This is a genomic window from Streptomyces sp. SAS_281 (assembly GCF_052542855.1).
In genome coordinates this window covers 1-15,176 of the sequence record NZ_JBMNDO010000158.1, presented here as the reverse complement: position 1 = coordinate 15,176, position 15,176 = coordinate 1, and the positions used below count along the sequence as shown (strand labels likewise).

15 protein-coding genes are annotated in these 15,176 nt (G+C 72.4%); 8 read left to right on the top strand and 7 right to left on the bottom strand.

From position 1 onward, the window contains the following. Positions 1-52: 52 nt before the first annotated feature. The 5 genes from ACN6LM_RS34900 (at position 53) to ACN6LM_RS34880 (ending at position 6,227) form a co-directional block, all read left to right on the top strand. Positions 53-877 carry an aldo/keto reductase gene (locus ACN6LM_RS34900; protein ID WP_445069406.1) on the top strand — a complete coding sequence of 275 codons (825 nt, stop codon included), beginning with the start codon at positions 53-55 and terminating at the stop codon, positions 875-877. Between the two features lie 44 nt (positions 878-921). Continuing rightward, the gene (locus tag ACN6LM_RS34895; RefSeq protein WP_445069404.1) at positions 922-1,716 is read left to right on the top strand and encodes an SDR family NAD(P)-dependent oxidoreductase; all 795 of its coding nucleotides are present in this window, start codon (positions 922-924) and stop codon (positions 1,714-1,716) included. Positions 1,717-1,858: 142 nt separating this feature from the next. Further along, the gene (locus tag ACN6LM_RS34890; protein ID WP_445069403.1) at positions 1,859-3,307 is read left to right on the top strand and encodes a glycoside hydrolase family 76 protein; all 1,449 of its coding nucleotides are present in this window, start codon (positions 1,859-1,861) and stop codon (positions 3,305-3,307) included. Positions 3,308-3,385: 78 nt separating this feature from the next. Beyond that, entirely contained in the window at positions 3,386-5,719 is a 2,334-nt protein-coding gene (locus ACN6LM_RS34885; protein ID WP_445069401.1) for an excinuclease ABC subunit UvrA, read from the top strand. A 4-nt stretch (positions 5,720-5,723) separates the two neighbouring features. Next, positions 5,724-6,227: a GNAT family N-acetyltransferase gene (locus ACN6LM_RS34880; protein ID WP_445069399.1), complete on the top strand. Its 504-nt coding sequence runs from the start codon at positions 5,724-5,726 to the stop codon at positions 6,225-6,227. A 6-nt stretch (positions 6,228-6,233) separates the two neighbouring features. Here the strand turns inward: ACN6LM_RS34880 and ACN6LM_RS34875 are convergent, their stop codons facing one another. The 4 genes from ACN6LM_RS34875 to ACN6LM_RS34860 are packed head-to-tail and all read right to left on the bottom strand — an operon-like array spanning position 6,234 to position 10,418. Continuing rightward, the gene (locus ACN6LM_RS34875; RefSeq protein ID WP_445069397.1) at positions 6,234-7,148 is read right to left on the bottom strand and encodes a class I SAM-dependent methyltransferase; all 915 of its coding nucleotides are present in this window, start codon (positions 7,146-7,148) and stop codon (positions 6,234-6,236) included. Continuing rightward, positions 7,145-8,257: an NAD(P)-dependent alcohol dehydrogenase gene (locus ACN6LM_RS34870; protein WP_445069395.1), complete on the bottom strand. Its 1,113-nt coding sequence runs from the start codon at positions 8,255-8,257 to the stop codon at positions 7,145-7,147. Before ACN6LM_RS34870 ends, ACN6LM_RS34875 begins: the two co-directional genes overlap by 4 nt. Next, entirely contained in the window at positions 8,254-9,654 is a 1,401-nt protein-coding gene (locus ACN6LM_RS34865) for an aldehyde dehydrogenase family protein (protein WP_445069394.1), read from the bottom strand. The genes ACN6LM_RS34870 and ACN6LM_RS34865 overlap by 4 nt, the downstream gene beginning before the upstream one ends. 8 nt (positions 9,655-9,662) lie before the next feature. Then, on the bottom strand, positions 9,663-10,418 hold the full coding sequence (locus tag ACN6LM_RS34860) for a (5-formylfuran-3-yl)methyl phosphate synthase (RefSeq protein WP_445069393.1): 756 nt from the start codon (positions 10,416-10,418) through the stop codon (positions 9,663-9,665). Between the two features lie 173 nt (positions 10,419-10,591). On the opposite strand from ACN6LM_RS34860, the gene ACN6LM_RS34855 reads away from it, so the two are divergent. Beyond that, the gene (locus ACN6LM_RS34855) at positions 10,592-10,879 is read left to right on the top strand and encodes a hypothetical protein (protein ID WP_445069392.1); all 288 of its coding nucleotides are present in this window, start codon (positions 10,592-10,594) and stop codon (positions 10,877-10,879) included. Between the two features lie 68 nt (positions 10,880-10,947). Here the strand turns inward: ACN6LM_RS34855 and ACN6LM_RS34850 are convergent, their stop codons facing one another. After that, positions 10,948-12,849, bottom strand: coding sequence for an RICIN domain-containing protein (locus ACN6LM_RS34850; RefSeq protein ID WP_445069391.1), 1,902 nt, complete (start codon positions 12,847-12,849; stop codon positions 10,948-10,950). 317 nt (positions 12,850-13,166) lie between these two features. On the opposite strand from ACN6LM_RS34850, the gene ACN6LM_RS34845 reads away from it, so the two are divergent. After that, the gene (locus tag ACN6LM_RS34845) at positions 13,167-13,730 is read left to right on the top strand and encodes a TetR/AcrR family transcriptional regulator (protein ID WP_275408379.1); all 564 of its coding nucleotides are present in this window, start codon (positions 13,167-13,169) and stop codon (positions 13,728-13,730) included. Between the two features lie 5 nt (positions 13,731-13,735). On the opposite strand, the gene ACN6LM_RS34840 is transcribed toward ACN6LM_RS34845, so the two are convergent. Then, complete coding sequence (locus ACN6LM_RS34840) at positions 13,736-14,185, bottom strand: GNAT family N-acetyltransferase (RefSeq protein WP_445069390.1); 450 nt, start codon at positions 14,183-14,185, stop codon at positions 13,736-13,738. 139 nt (positions 14,186-14,324) lie between these two features. On the opposite strand from ACN6LM_RS34840, the gene ACN6LM_RS34835 reads away from it, so the two are divergent. After that, positions 14,325-14,831 (top strand): hypothetical protein, encoded by a 507-nt coding sequence (locus ACN6LM_RS34835; RefSeq protein WP_445069388.1) that lies wholly within the window; start codon positions 14,325-14,327, stop codon positions 14,829-14,831. A 12-nt stretch (positions 14,832-14,843) separates the two neighbouring features. On the opposite strand, the gene ACN6LM_RS34830 is transcribed toward ACN6LM_RS34835, so the two are convergent. Beyond that, the gene (locus ACN6LM_RS34830) at positions 14,844-15,047 is read right to left on the bottom strand and encodes a hypothetical protein (RefSeq protein WP_445069387.1); all 204 of its coding nucleotides are present in this window, start codon (positions 15,045-15,047) and stop codon (positions 14,844-14,846) included. Between the last annotated feature and the right edge of the window lie 129 nt (positions 15,048-15,176).

Below are 15,176 nucleotides of genomic sequence, written 5' to 3'. Positions count from 1 at the left end.
CCGGCCCGGCTCGCCACACGGCGTACGACGAACACGCAAAGGACCACCCCCCATGACTTCCGTGCCCTCCATCACGCTCAACAACGGCGTCCGCATGCCGCAGCTCGGCTTCGGCGTCTTCCAGGTCCCCGACGAGGAGACCGCCACGGCGGTCGGGCACGCCCTGGACGCCGGCTACCGCAGCATCGACACCGCCGCGGTCTACGGCAACGAACGCGGCGTCGGCCGGGCCGTCGCCGACTCCGGCCTGCCGCGCGAGGAGCTCTTCGTCACCACCAAGCTGTGGAACGCCGACCAGGGTTACGACCGGACCCTCGCCGCATTCGACGCCTCCCTGGACAAGCTCGGCCTGGACCACGTCGACCTCTACCTCATCCACTGGCCCACCCCCGCCCGGGACCTCTACGTGGAGACGTACCAGGCGCTGGAGAAGATCCTCGCCGACGGCCGCGCCCGCGCCATCGGTGTCTCCAACTTCCAGGTCCCCCACCTGCGACGGCTCATGGAGCACACCGGCACCGTCCCCGCCGTCAACCAGGTCGAGCTGCACCCCGGCCTCCAGCAGGCCGAGCTGCGCGCCTTCCATGCCGAGCACGGCATCGCGACCGAGGCGTGGAGCCCGCTGGCCCAGGGCGCGGTGCTGGAGGACGAGGCGGTCACGCGCATCGCTCAGGCCAACGGCGTAACGCCCGCGCAGGTCGTGCTGCGCTGGCACCTGCGGACGGGCAACATCGTGATTCCCAAGTCCGTCACGCCCGCCCGCATCCGGCAGAACCTCGACGTCTTCGGATTCGAGCTCACCGACACCGACCTGGCCGATCTGGCCGGTCTCGACCGGGGGCTGCGCACCGGCCCCGACCCCGACACCCTCAACTGACCGCCGGGGCCGTGTCGCCGGCCCCGGCGCGAGGAGGACCCGCCATGCACATCGATCTCTCCGGCCGCACCGCCCTGGTCACCGGCTCCACCCAGGGCATCGGCGAGGCCATCGCCGTCGGGCTGGCCCGCGCCGGCGCCCATGTCGTCGTGAACGGCCGCGGCCAGGAGCGGGTCGCCGAGGCCGTCCACGCCGTACGGACCGCCTCGGGGAGCGACGAGGTCACCGGCGCGGCCGGCGACCTCGCGACCGAGGACGGCGCCGCGGCCGTCCTGCAGGCCGCACCTGCGGTCGACATCCTGGTCAACAGCCTCGGCGTCTTCGGGTCCGCCGCCCCGCTGGAGATCGAGGACGCGGAGTGGCGGCGCTACTTCGAGGTCAACGTCCTCTCCGCCGTCCGGCTCATCCGCGCCTACCTGCCGGGCATGAAGGACAACGGCTGGGGCCGCGTCCTCAACATCGCCAGCGACTCCGCCGTGGTCATCCCCGCGGAGATGATCCACTACGGCATGACCAAGACCTCGCTGCTCGCGGTCTCCCGGGGCTTCGCCAAGGAGGCCGCGGGCACCGGCGTCACGGTCAACTCCGTCATCGCAGGCCCCACCCACACCGGCGGTGTCGAGGACTTCGTCCGGGAACTCGTCGGTGACGACCTCCCGTGGGACGAGGCGCAGCACGAGTTCATGGTCAAGCACCGCCCGCAGTCCCTGCTGCAACGCCTGATCGAACCCGAGGAAATCGCGCACATGGTCGTCTACCTCGCCTCGCCGTACGCCTCCGCCACCACGGGCGGCGCCCTCCGCGTCGACGGCGGGTACGTCGACTCGATCCTGCCCTGAGCGCTGCGCCCGCACTCGGGACGGGCGGCCGGCGTCCGCACCGTTGACGTGCCCATGGCGTTTCGCTAGCGTCGGAGAGCGTTCTCCTGAGCGTCGGCGGAGTGCCGTCCGCCGCCCCCCCCACTCGTTCCGGGAGTCCTTCATGACACCTGCGCGCCCTCGGGCGGCCCTGGTCGGTGCCGTTCTGACAACGTTGTCCACGCTTCTCGTGGGCGCCCTGCCCGCCGCCGCGGCCCCGGAGGCGGCGGTGTGCAACAAGTACTGCGACGCGCGGGACCCGGGGCTCAGCCCGCAGGACCGGATCCCCGTCACGGCCACCGTCGGCTCCCGCACGATCGCCCTCCACTTCGACGACACCGATGCGATGGGCTGGGGCTCCGTCGACAACGGCGGGACCGGCGACCACGTCTGGCTGGACCGGTCCATGGACGGCGGCAGAACCTGGGCGTCGGGCAGCAGGCTGGGCGACACCGCCGTGCCGTCCGGGGGCCGGGGCTGGCGCACCCAGATGTACAACGTGGACGACTGGAACACCCAGGGCGTCGGAGCCCTGCGCGCCTGCGGGCAGCCGGCGGGCGGCGGCGCCATCGCGTGCACCCCCTGGGCCCGCACCACCTGGAACGCGGGCAGCAGGAGCACCGCCGCCGCGACCGCCCTGATGATGTCGTACGACCGGTCCACCAAACTCTTCGGCGGCAACGGCTGGTGGACGGCGGCCAACGCGCTGACCGCCGTCATCGACAACATCCGGATCACCGGCATGGGCAGCTACCGGTACGCCATCTCGGACACGTACGAGAAGAACATCAACGCCCAGGGCGGCAGGTTCCGCAACGAATACCTGGACGACACCGGCTGGTGGGGCCTCGCCTGGATCGCGGCGTACGACCTGACGGGGGAGAGCCGCTACCTCGACACCGCGCGGGCCGACGCGGACCACATGTTCGCCAACTGGAACGGCACCTGTGGCGGCGGGGTCCGGTGGAACACCGAAGGCAACTACAAGAACGCCATCACCAACGAACTCTTCCTCGGCCTCACGGCGGCCCTGCACAACCGCATCCCCGGCGACACCGTGTACCTGGAACGGGCGAAGAACGAATGGGACTGGTTCCGGCAGAGCGGCATGATCAACGGTGACCGCATGATCAACGACGGGCTGGACGGCAACTGCGCCAACAACGGCCAGCCCACCTGGACCTACAACCAGGGCGTCATCCTGGGCGCGCTCACCGAACTGCACCGGGCCACCGGGGACCCGGGCCTTCTGACGACCGCGCGCGGTCTTGCCGACGCGTCCACCGTCCGGCTCCAGACGGACGGCGTCCTGCGCGAACCCGGCGAGGGCGACGGCTGCACCGGAGACGGCCCGAGCTTCAAGGGCGCCTATGTGCGCGGACTCGGCGTCCTCAACCGCGCGCTCTCCGACCGCCCGTACGCCGCACCCCTCACCCGCTGGGCCGACAGCGCCCACGACCGCGACCGCAATGCCCTCGACCAGTACGGCCCGCACTGGAACGGCGGCGGCGGGTCCAGCGACTACGGCTGCCAGCAGAGCGCACTCGATCTCCTCAACGCCGCCGCCGGCTGACCCTCCGGGGCGCCCGGCACGCGAAATGCCGGGCGCCGTCCACCTTGAAGGCAACACACGGCTGAGTACGATCCCCTGATGAGCGATGCACATGCGGCCGGAGTGATCCGCGTGGTCGGCGCGGCGACGAACAACCTCAAGGACGTCACCGTCGACGTGCCCAAGAAGGCACTCACCGTCGTCACGGGGGTGTCCGGCTCGGGCAAGTCGTCGCTGGTGCTGGACACGATCGCGGCCGAGGCCCAGCGGCTGGTCAACGACGCCTACCCGACGTTCGTACGCAACCGCCTGCCGCAGCTGCCCGCGCCCGAGGTCCAGTCGATGGACGGGCTCACGTTCACGGCGCTGATCGACCAGCGCCGCTTCACCGGCAACGCCCGCTCGGTCGTGGCGACCGCCTGCGACGTCGCACCGCTGATGCGGCTCGTGTTCTCCCGGATCGGCGAACCCTCCGCCGGCTACACACCCGCGTACTCCTTCAACGACCCGACCGGGATGTGCCCGGAGTGCGAGGGCATCGGCACCGTGGTCGACATCGACCCCGCCGAACTCATCGACCCGGAGAAGTCCATCAACGAGGGACCTGTCCGGTTCAGCCTGTTCCGGCGGGGCGGATACCGGTGGAAGCGGTTCGCCTACAGCGGTCTGTTCGACCGGGACAAGCCCCTGAAGGACTACACGGACGAGGAGATGGACCTCTTCCTCCATGCCGAGCAGCTGAAACCGCCGAAGCCGGACCCGGAGTTCCCGAAGACCGCCCGGTTCGACGGTGTCGTCACCCGTGTGCGCGACACCTTCGTCAAGAACCATCCGACGAAGATCTCGGCCCAGGTCCGCGAGGAGCTGGGCCGCATCACCACCCGCCGCCCCTGCCCGGAGTGCCACGGCGCCCGGCTCAACGAGGCGGCCAGGGCCAGCCTGATCGGCGGCCGCTCCCTCGCGGACTGGTCGGCCATGTCCGTCACCCGGTTGCGGGACCTGCTGGAGGACACCCACGACCCGCGCGTCGAGCCCGCACTCGACGGCATCCGGGCCACGCTCGACGCCCTGCGCTCCGTCGGCCTGGGCTACCTCTCCCTGGACCGGACCTCCTCCACCCTCTCCGGCGGCGAGGCCCAGCGCGTGAAGATCGTCCGGCACCTGGGCAGCGCCCTCACCGACGTCACCTATGTGTTCGACGAGCCCTCCGTCGGCCTGCACCCCGTGGACGTCCACCTCCTCACCCGGCTGCTGCTCCGGCTGCGGGACTCGGGCAACACCGTGCTCGTGGTCGAGCACCACCGGCAGCTGATCGGCATCGCGGACCACGTCATCGACGTCGGCCCGGGTGCCGGGGCCGACGGCGGGCGGATCGAGTTCGAGGGCACGCCCGACGCGCTGCGTACGAGCGGCACGGTGACCGGGCGACTGCTCGGGACCCCGTTGGAGGTCGCCACCACCGCCCGCCCGTGGCAGGGCTCCGTCGTCGTCCGCAAGGCCCGGGCCAACAACCTGACCGGCTTCGACGCCGAGATCCCGCTCGGCGTGCTCACCGCCGTCACCGGAGTCGCCGGCTCCGGCAAGAGCTCCCTCGCCACCCAGGAACTCCCGGCCCAGCGTCCGGAGTTCACCGTCGTGGGCCAGGACCCGCTGCGCGGTGGGCAACGGTCCACCTCGCTGTCCGTCCTCGGCGTCGCCGACCACGTCCGGGTCGCGTTCGCACGGGCGTCGGACCTGGACCCGTCCTGGTTCAGCTTCAACTCCAAGGGCGCCTGTCCGGCCTGCCGGGGCAAGGGCCACCTCACCACCGAGCTGGCGTTCCTGGACGACGTCTCCACACCGTGCGACGTCTGCGGGGGCCTGCGCTTCAACGACACCGCCCTCGGCGTCACGGTCCGTGGCAGCACCATCGCGGACGTGCTCTCCATGGCCGCACGAGAACTCGCGGACCAGTTCCCCGATGACCCCCAGATCGTCGCGGCGATGTCCTGGCAGCAACGCGTCGGCCTCGGCTACACCGCCGTCGGCCAGTCCCTCGACACCCTCTCCGGCGGGGAGAAGCAGCGCCTGCTCCTGGCGCGCCACCTCAGCGGCGTGACCGACCTGGCCGGCGAGCGGATCGTCCTGGACGAGCCGACCACCGGACTGCACCCCAGCGACGTGGACCGGATCAACTCGCTCTTCGACGACCTCCTGGAGGCCGGTGCCACGCTCGTCGTGGTCGAGCACAACCTCCGCGTCGTCGCCCGCGCCGACCACGTCATCGACATCGGTCCCGGCGCCGGCACCGACGGCGGCCGGGTCGTCTTCACCGGCACCCCCGCCGCCCTGCTCGGCGACGACACCTCGCTCACCGGCCGCGCGCTCCGCCTCGCGTCCGCACCGGAGACCCAACCTCGCCGGAGGAAGGTCCGTGGCCGTACGGCAGAGTAGGGGCATGCCGACCTACACCACCATGCCGTACCACCTGGAGACCGAGCGGCTGATCCTGCGCCCCTGGGCCGAATCCGACGCCCCCGAGTTCAGCGAACTCCTCTCCGAGCGCGGCGAGGAGAACTACACGGTGGAGCGCGCCCGCAAGGGCATCGCCGGTCTTCTCGCCGGCACGGAGAACACCGGCATCGCGCTCCTGCCCATCCAGCGCCGCGACGAGGGCGACCTCATCGGGTACTGCGGACTGATCATCGGGCGCTCCACCCTGGAGGAGCCCGAGATCGCCTACGAGCTGTTCCGGCGTGCGCACAACCGGGGTTACGCCACCGAGGCCGCCCGTGCCGTGGTCGGCGCCGCCGCCGCGACCGGGCGGCGGCGGCTCTGGTCGACCGTCCGTTCGTGGAACGCGCCCTCGCTCCGCGTCCTGGAGAAGCTCGACTTCGCACGGGATCGCGTCTCCGTGGACGAGGACGGCGAAATCGTCTGGCTCACTCGGGAGTTGCCGTAGCGCGGCTCACCACCTGCGCCGGTACGCGAACACCCACCGGTTCCCCTCCAGCGCGTCGTTCGCCTCCGGCAGCGGACCGCGCCCGTGGCGACGGGTGAACTCGAAGGGTGTGTGCGTCGAGGCGGACCAGCCCCTCGCGGCGAGGCGGCCCGCGGAGTCGGGGCGCGGGCCCCTGTCGAAGAGGTCGAGCAGGTCGATGCCGATCTGTTCGCGCGTCGCCGTGTAGATCGCGCTGTCCCGGTACGCCAGAAGGTCCGCCTCCAGCTTCGCCTCGAAGGCCAGGGCACTGCCCTCGGTGGCCAGCAGGTCCACGGTGTCCACGAGATACGTCTCGGCGGGGCCCGGCAGGTAGAACAGCAGGCCCTCCGCCAGCCAGATGCTCGGCGCTGCCGGGTCGAACCCCGAGGCGGTCAGCGCGCTGACCCAGTCATCGCGCAGATCGACCGGGACCAGCACGCGTTTCACCTTCGGCGCGGCCGACAGGTCCGTCAGCACCTGGTGCTTGAAGGCCAGCACACCCGCCCGGTCCACCTCGAAGAACACGCAGTCCGACGGCCAGTCCAGCCGGAACGCCCGCGTGTCCAACCCGGCCCCCAGGAGCACCACTTGACGCGCTCCCGTGAGCACCGACCGTACGACGAAGTCGTCCAGGACCCGGGTCCGCAGCCCGAAGTAGCGGGCGAACCGGCCCCATAGCGGGTTCTCGTCCCCGTCGGGCACCTGGTCGATGCGCACGGGCCACTCGGCGCACGCCGGCGCGGCCCGCACGAAGTGCTCGGCGTAGACGTCGTGGGCCAGGCTGTCACGGCGATGGGTCTCGATGGCGCGGGCGGCGGCGACCAGCAGAGCGGTCAGCCCCACACCCCCGTCCACGCCTTCCGCCGCCGGCTCCTGGGGCGTCGTACCGCATGCCTCGTTCATCGGCTTCTTCCCTCCGGGATCAGGACGGGTTTGACCACCCGGCCCGCGTCGCAGTCACGTTCGGCCTCGTTGATGTCGGCCAGGGGATAGGTACGGATCAGCTGGTCGAAGGGGAACCGCCCGGCCCGCCACAGCTCCGTCAGTACGGGGATCAGCAGCCCCGGCACCGCGTCCCCCTCGCAGATGTGGCGGACGCTCCGGCCCCGGTCCAGCGTGCCCGGCTCCAGCGGCAGGGCGCTGTGCAGCCTCGCCACCAGGCCCAGCGTCCCGGTCGGGCGCAGCGCCCGGAGCGCGTCGTTGATCAGCGCGGGCGACGCCGTCGTGTCCAGCGCGTACCGCGCGCCGCCGTCCGTCAGCCGGCGGACGCGCTCCGGCAGCCCGGCCGTGTCGGCGGGCAGCGGGACGGCGCCGAACCGTTCGGCGAGTTCCAGCCGCCGCCGCTGCCGGTCCACCGCCACGACCGGCACACCGGCAGCCCCCGCCGCCATGACCGCGGCAAGGCCCACCGCCCCGGCACCGAGGACCACCAGCGGGTCGGCGGGCCCGGCGCGGAAGGTGTTCATCACCGCCCCGGCCCCGGTGAGGAAGCCGCAGCCGAGCGGCCCGAGCAGTTCGACGGGAAGCCCGGGGTCGACGCGCACGGCGTTGCGGGCGGACACGAGCGCGTACTCGGCGAACGAGGACTGGCCGAACCACCGGGGCGCCAGCGTCTTCCCGTCCGCGTCGCCGAGCCGGGGCGGCTCCTGGGCACGTCCTCCGAAGAGGTTGAGCGAGGCGAAGGAGTCGCAGTACGCGGGAGCCGCGCCCCGGCAGTTCCGGCAGTTCCCGCAGGAGTCGAAGCTGAGCACCACGTGGTCGCCGACGCCGACCTCCGCGTCGGGGCCGCCGCCCGCCCCCACGACGACCCCGGCCCCCTCGTGGCCGAGGACCGCCGGCAGCGGGCTGCGGCCGGCCGACCGGCGCACCGCGAGGTCGGTCCGGCACATCCCGGCGCCCGCGATCTCCACCAGCAGCTCGCCGGCGGCGGGTCCGTTGTGCAGGACGACGTCCTCGACCCCGAACGGCTCCTCGTACGCGCGCAGCACCGCAGCCCGGAATCTCCTGGTCATGGTCCCTCCGGGCGGTGGACGACGAACGGCCGCAGGTTCCCGTACAGCCCCCACGGCCCGCCCGCGACGCCGAGCCCGCTGTCCTTGGTCCCGGCGAACGGCTGGGCGAGCGACAGCTCGGCGTGATGGTTGATCCAGGCCGTCCCGCATTCCAGCCGGTCCGCGACCGCCTCCGCCCGGTCGGGATCGGTGCCCCAGACGGAGCCGCCGAGCCCGAAGCCCGTGCCGTTGGCCGCGTCGACCGCCTCGTCGAGGCTTCGGTACGGCAGCACCGGCAGGACCGGTCCGAACTGCTCCTCCGTCACCACCGCACTGCCGGGCGGCACGTCGGTGAGGACCGTCGGGGCGAAGAAGTGGCCCGGACCGTCCAGCCGGTGCCCTCCGGCCGCGGCCCGGGCGCCGTCGGCCAGGGCCCGCTCGGTGAGCTCCGCCACCCGGGCCAGCTGCGGGGCGTTGTTGACCGGACCGATGCGGGTGTCCGGGTCGAGGCCGCTGCCCACCGTGACGGACTTGGCGCGCTGGGCCAGCGCCTCGACCACCTCCGCGTGCAGCCGGGCAGGGGCGTACACGCGCTTGACGGCCATGCACACCTGCCCGCAGTTGCGGAACGCGGCCCAGAACAGCCGGTCCGCGACCGCCTCCACATCCACGTCGTCCAGCAGGACGGCCGCGTCGTTGCCGCCCAGTTCCAGGGTGACCCGGGCGAGGGAGGCCGCCGCCCCCTCGGCGACGGCCCGCCCGGTGGGCACGGAACCGGTGAACGTGACGTGCCGGATGCCCGGATGCGACGCCAGCCGCGCCCCGAGGGGTTCGCGCCCGGTGACGACGGTCAGCACGTCCTCGGGCAGGGCGGCCGCCAGGACGGACCCCAGCAGCCGGGTGGCCAGCGGGGTGTGCGGCGACGGCTTGAGGACCATGGTGTTGCCCGCCGCCAGCGCGGGCGCGAACTTCGCGGCCGCCAGTTGCAGCGGGAAGTTCCACGGCACGATCGCGGCGACGGGCCCGACGGGGCGCCAGCGGACCTCGCTGCGCACGGGCCGCCCGTCGCTGATCCGCCGCGTTCTGGGGGCCAGCTCCGCGAAGTACCGCAGCCGGGCCGCCGTGCGGGCGACCTCCGCGTACGACTCGGCCAGCGGCTTGCCCTGCTCCCGGGTGAGCAGCCGCGCCAGTTCGTGACCGGCGCCCTCCACGGCGTCGGCCGCGCCGAGCAGCGCGTGCGTCCGGGCGGCGGCGTCGGCCCGCCACCCGGACCAGGCGCGGTGGGCCCGGCCGATCACCCCGTCCAGCTCGTCCGGCCGCATGTCGGGGGCCTCGCCGCAGGTCTCCCCGGTGGCCGGGTCGGCCACGGCGAACCACTTTTCCCCGCCCCCGCGCTCCATCGGCTCGAAGGTCCGCATCCCGGCGGTCAGCCCGCGAGCGTGACGCCGGCCGCGAACTCCCGGGCATGCCGGTCCATCTCCGCCCGGAACGCGGCCACCAGATGCGGCTGAATCCTTCCTGCGTTGCGGTCGCCGCCCTCGCAGACCGCCCCGCGCACCCCCACGATGTCCGTGCCGATACGGGTCAGCGTGGCGAGGTCCGCCAGTTTGACGCTGCCCGCGAGGGCCGCGAGCAGTCCGGAGGCGTGGGCGAGACCGACGAACTCGGCGCAGACGTCCGGCGGCACATGGTCGAACAGCCGGGAACCGTCCTTGATCGCGGTGTCGAGCATGGCCGCGTCGGCACCGGACCGGGCCGCGATATCGGGCAGCGCGAGCGGGTTGACGCACCCGACGCGATGGGCGTCGGCGTAACCGGAGGCGACGACCAGCGCCTCGGGGCGGTAGTCCTTCACCGCCCGCACCACCGCCCGCATCACGTCGATCCCCTGGTCGGGCGTCGTGCACCCGTAGAGCCCGACCTTGATGTACGTGGCACCCGAGACGGCGGCCCCCAGCGCCGCCTGCGCCACCGTGCCGGGCTTGTACGGAACGTCGCCCACGGTCGCGGACACCGGCTTGCCGGCCGGGACCGCCTCCCGGATCTCCCTGATGACCCAGGGGAAGTTGGCGCCGAGCGACCCCTCGTCGGGCTTCTTCACGTCAACGATGTCGAGGTATTCCGCCGCCTTCGCACAGTCGACGGCTTCCTCGACGCTGTCCGGGGAGATGAGAAGCAACACCTTGGGCTCCTTCCGCCGCAGGGGTGCGGATCACCAGGTTGACCTGCGGTGCGCTCATCATTTCCGCCGCCCGCGGGCCCCGGTAGAGCGCGCGGGGCCCCCTGGGAGCACAGCGCCTCAGCTCAGTGCGCCGCACGCCCCGGCGCAGGGAAGCACCGTGGGATCATGCGGTGATGAACAGTGATCTGGAAGTGAGCGCGTCGGCGGTCAACGTCTCGATCCCGGCGGAGCTGCGCTGGACCGACACCCGGCGCGGGACGGAGTTCCAACTCACCACCCTCAACATCCGGCTCCTCCCCGACGGCCACCTGGCCGCGAAGGCGTACGGCCGGCCGGTGGAGGGCGGCCGGGGCGCGTACGTCTCGTTCCCGGTGCCCGACCGGCCCGAACTGGCGGCCCTGATCGCCGAAGGGGCGAGCCGCGCCGGCACGCTCTTGACCGCCCATCGCGGTCTGGGCTGAGCCCGGCGGCGTACGCGCGGTGCCCCCGCGAGCGGTCCGCTCGCGGGGGCACACACGGCCAGGGGCGCTCAGCTCTCCAGGGAGAACGCCTGCGCCGCTGATCCGTCGCACGGCTGCTGCGAGAGGTGTGCGCCGTTCGCGGTGGATCCACCGTCCACGGCCAGGCACTTGCCGCTGTTCCGGGCGACGAAGCGGTAGCGGCCGGCCGTGCCGGACGGCTCCGCCCGCCACTGCTGGTTGCTGCCGCCCACGTACGACCACAGGTGCACGCGGGTGCCGGACGCGGTGGCGCCGGGACCGCCGTCGACGTCCCACACCTTGCCGTTGTGCCGGTTGACGACCTGGTAGGTGCCGTCGCCGGCGGAGCGGAACTGCCAGCCCTGGTTGGCGCCGCTGGTGCAGCTCCACTGCTGGAGCGAGGTCCCGTCGGCGGTGCCCCAGTCGGCGGCGTCCAGACAGGCACCGCTGCCGGCGTTCTTCACCCGGTACCAGGCGGACGAGTCGATGGATCCCGTGGGCGGTTGGGTGGTGCCGCCGTCGGTGCCGCTCCACACGAAGGTGGCGACCGCGCCCGCGGGCAGCGTGTGGACCAGCGACCTGCCGTCATCGGTCAGCGAGAACTTCTGCGCGCTCGCGGCCGAGTTGACGACGTACGCGGCACGGGTGCCGTCCGCGTTCTGGAAGACGACGTTCTCCACCCCGCCGCTGCCCTGGCTGGTCGAGCCGATGCGGGTGGCGCCGGGCTTGACGAACTTGGCGAGCTGGCCCAGCACGTAGTACTCGGCGTTGCGGGTCACACTGCCGTTCGCGATCTCCACCACACCGTTGCAGCGGTCCGAGCAACCGCCCTGGTGCGGGCCGCCGTTCTGGTCCAGGGCGAGATTCCAGTCGATGACCGTCTCGCCGCCGTTGCGCATGTTCTGCACGACGAGGTTCTCGGCGTGCCACTTGAGGGTGTCGGCGAACGTGGTGGACCGGTCGGCGCTCTCCGTACCGGAGCACTCGGTGAAGAACACCCGCTTCCCGGCGTTCACCACCTGCTGCTGGGCGGAGGGGCTGCCGCCGTAGCAGTGGAACGCGGCGCCGATCACCCGGCTCATGCCCGGGGTCCCGGCGAACACCTCCAACGGGTAGTTCGGATGGTCCCAGTTGTGGTCGAAGGCCAGCAGGTTCGTCGGCAGGTTCGCCGCGGTGAGCGTACGGTCGAGCACCTTGAAGAAGTCCGCCTGCTGGGACGCCGTCATGGTCATCGACGGGTAACTCGCGGCGAACTCCGGCTCGTTCTGCACGGTGAGATCGGTCAGCGTGATGCCCTGCTGCCCGTACGCCCTGATCGCCCTGACCAGGTAGTCGGCGTACGCCTGGTAGCTGTCCGGCTTGAGACTGCCGCCGTTCAGCGCGTTGTTGGTCTTCATCCAGGCGGGCGGCGACCAGGGCGTGCCCATGAAGCGGATGGCAGGGTTGACCGAGGTGGCCTGCTTCAGGACCGGAATGATCTCGGCCTTGTCCCGGTCGATGGAGAAGGATCCGGGGGTGTCCTCGTACGTGTAGAGGCTGCTGTCCGCGTTGAAGTCACTGCTGCCGAGCGGCTGGCGCAGGTAGCTGAGCCCGATCCCGTCGCCGGTGGACGAGAACAGCGAGGTCATCAGCGCGTTCCGCTTGTCCTGGGGCAGGCCCTGGATGAGGTGGGCCGAGGCCCCGGTGACCGAGGCGCCCGCCCCGGTGAACTTCTGGCCCCTGCTGGCGGCGTCGACGCGGATGTCGACACTCTGCGGCGAGCCGGTGAAGGCGACGGCGCCCTCGGCGGACAGCCTCTTCGCGCCGTCGGGGGTGGTGACCCATACCTGGGCCGTGGGGTCGGCGGCCTGCGCGGCCGTACCGCTGCCGGCCAGGCCGACGGCGGCGACGGCCAACGCCAGGGCCGCGCCTGCGGCGCGCGCCCGTGGGCGCGGGGGAGTGTCGTGGGACATGTGCGGCTCTCCTTCGGTCATGCCTGGGGGAGGACATGGCGCGTCCCTCGGCCACCGTGGCGGGGCGCGGCTCCGTGGACGACGGTGACAGGAAAGCACACCCACTAAGTGGTTAGTAAGTAGTCGTGCGCGCTTTGGTGCGGACGGCCCCCGCGCGCCCGCAGGCCGCAGGTCAGCGGCCCGGACGCCCCCGTCGCCCCCCGTTCCCGCCGGTCTAAGCTGTGCCGGTGACCAACCACTCAGCAGGCAGGTCCGGCCGGTCGGCCAAGCCCCGCACGCCCAGGAGCCCGGAAGCGCGGCAGCGCCAGCGGGACATCCTGCACATCGCGATGGACACCTTCGCCGCCCGGGGCTACAACAACGCCTCGCTCGCCGAGATCGCCGACCGCGTCGGCCTCACCCAGGCCGGTGTCCTGCACTACTTCCGGTCCAAGGCGCTCCTGCTCACCAGCGTCCTCGAACTGCGCGACCAGTCGGACATCGAGCAGCTGGGCCCCGACCGCCCGCAGGGTCTGGCGTTCCTGCGCCACCTGGTCGACACGGCGATCCGCAACGCCGAGCGCGAGGGCATCGTCCGCCTGTACGCGGTCCTCTCGGCGGAGTCCGTCACGGACGACCACCCGGCGCAGGAGTACTTCCGGGACCGCTACGAGGGGCTGCGGGGCTTCGTCGCCGACGCCCTCCGCGAGGCGTGCGGCCTCCCCGACGACGGGACGGACAAGGTCGAGCACGCGGCCAACGCCGTCATCGCCGTGATGGACGGCCTCCAGGTCCAGTGGCTGCTGGCGCCCGGCGCCGTGGACATGGCCGCCTCGACGGACCTGGTGGTCGACGCCCTGCTCAGGACGCTGGCCCCGGACCGCTTCGGCGCGGACGGCTGAACGGATCACGCCTCGCGCGCGAGGTAGCGCCGGAACCCCTGGGCGCGGGGCTCGAAGCCGCACGACTCGTAGAACGTGTGGACGTACGCGTCATCGGCGGCGAGGAGCTGCACCTTGTAGCAGCCGGCCTCCTCCGCGATGCCCACCACCGCGTCCAGCAGCCGCCGCCCGACGCCCCGGCGGCGGCCGGCCCCGGCGACCACGACGTTCTCCACGAAGAGGATGCCCCGGCCGCCCCGGGTCAGGTTCGGCATGACGATGCTGTCGGCCGTCCCGACGACCGCCCCGCCGTCCTCGGCGACGAGAACGGTGCGCCCCTGCTGTGCCGCGACGCGCTCCCACCCGGCCCGGGCGGCCTCCGGGGACAGGGCCGCGTCGTCGGGGTTCAGCTCGCGGTAGAGGGCGAGCAGCGCGGGAAGGTCCTGCTCGGTGGCGGTTCGTACGGTGATCTCCACACCCGCAGGACCATAGCGGCTCCTGCGTTCCGGTGATCTTCCGGCGGAGGGCGATCCGTTCCGCTCCCGGACGCCGTTACCCCTGGGGTGCGACCGCGCGCCCCGCAGGAGACGAGCAAGGGTGGCACGGATGACCCGCATGGACCGCAGAAGCATGATGCGACTGACCTCGGCGGCGACGATCACCGGGGGACTGGTGGCCGGAGCCGCCGGAACCGCCCACGCGACACGGAGGGCCGACCGGCAGTTCACCCTGCACGGCAGGCGCACCGGTGCGAACATCCCGGACGTGCTGACCGTCGGCGTCCCGTACTTCGTGCGCTACGACCTGACGGACACCGAGGGCCGTGCCGTGGGCACCGAGAACGCGCACTGCCTGCCCGTCACCGTGGGGCCCGACGGCTCCTTCGTCATGGCGACCCTGGTGCTGGCCCTCACCGACGGCATGATCACGGCCTCCACCGCCTTCCAGCGCCCGCTCCCCGCCGTGACCGAGCTGCCCGTCGACTCACGCCGCTGGACGCACGAGTTCGCCGTCACGGGGGGCACCGGCGGCTACGACGGAGCGGAGGGCTCGGTGAGCATCGAACACCTCACCCGCGACGAGGACACACTCACCATCACCCTGACGGACGGCACCGAGTAGCCGGGGCGGCCGTCACGGCTCCAGCAGGTCGTACGCGCCGTCCCGGAAGGCGAAGACCGCTGCCCGGGTCTCGTCCTCCTCGCGGAAGAAGCCGCCGGGGCCGGGACGTGCGATGTGCGGGGCCAACAGGTCCAGGACGGTGACCAGTTCGCCCATGTCGTCGTCCAGCCAGTAGTTACGGCTGTACAGGCCCCACCCTTCGTCCTGAAGCCGCAAGGAAGCGAAGTCCCCGCCGGGAAGGCGGCTGTGCGGGTCCGGGCCGAGCAGCGGGTACGCGTACTCCTCCTCGCCGTACCCCTGCGGGGGGGGGGGGGGGGGGGGGGGGGGGGGGGGGGGGGGGGGGGG

Bases quoted from the DNA above. Each gene is read 5' to 3' on its own strand.
- ACN6LM_RS34865 (WP_445069394.1), bottom strand. From the start codon at position 9,654: ATGCGGACCTTCGAGCCGATGGAGCGCGGGGGCGGGGAAAAGTGGTTC.
- ACN6LM_RS34855 (WP_445069392.1), top strand. From the start codon at position 10,592: ATGAACAGTGATCTGGAAGTGAGCGCGTCGGCGGTCAACGTCTCGATC.
- ACN6LM_RS34890 (WP_445069403.1), top strand. From the start codon at position 1,859: ATGACACCTGCGCGCCCTCGGGCGGCCCTGGTCGGTGCCGTTCTGACA.
- ACN6LM_RS34875 (WP_445069397.1), bottom strand. From the start codon at position 7,148: ATGAACGAGGCATGCGGTACGACGCCCCAGGAGCCGGCGGCGGAAGGC.
- ACN6LM_RS34880 (WP_445069399.1), top strand. From the start codon at position 5,724: ATGCCGACCTACACCACCATGCCGTACCACCTGGAGACCGAGCGGCTG.
- ACN6LM_RS34895 (WP_445069404.1), top strand. From the start codon at position 922: ATGCACATCGATCTCTCCGGCCGCACCGCCCTGGTCACCGGCTCCACC.
- ACN6LM_RS34885 (WP_445069401.1), top strand. From the start codon at position 3,386: ATGAGCGATGCACATGCGGCCGGAGTGATCCGCGTGGTCGGCGCGGCG.
- ACN6LM_RS34900 (WP_445069406.1), top strand. From the start codon at position 53: ATGACTTCCGTGCCCTCCATCACGCTCAACAACGGCGTCCGCATGCCG.
- ACN6LM_RS34870 (WP_445069395.1), bottom strand. From the start codon at position 8,257: ATGACCAGGAGATTCCGGGCTGCGGTGCTGCGCGCGTACGAGGAGCCG.
- ACN6LM_RS34835 (WP_445069388.1), top strand. From the start codon at position 14,325: ATGGACCGCAGAAGCATGATGCGACTGACCTCGGCGGCGACGATCACC.
- ACN6LM_RS34850 (WP_445069391.1), bottom strand. From the start codon at position 12,849: ATGTCCCACGACACTCCCCCGCGCCCACGGGCGCGCGCCGCAGGCGCG.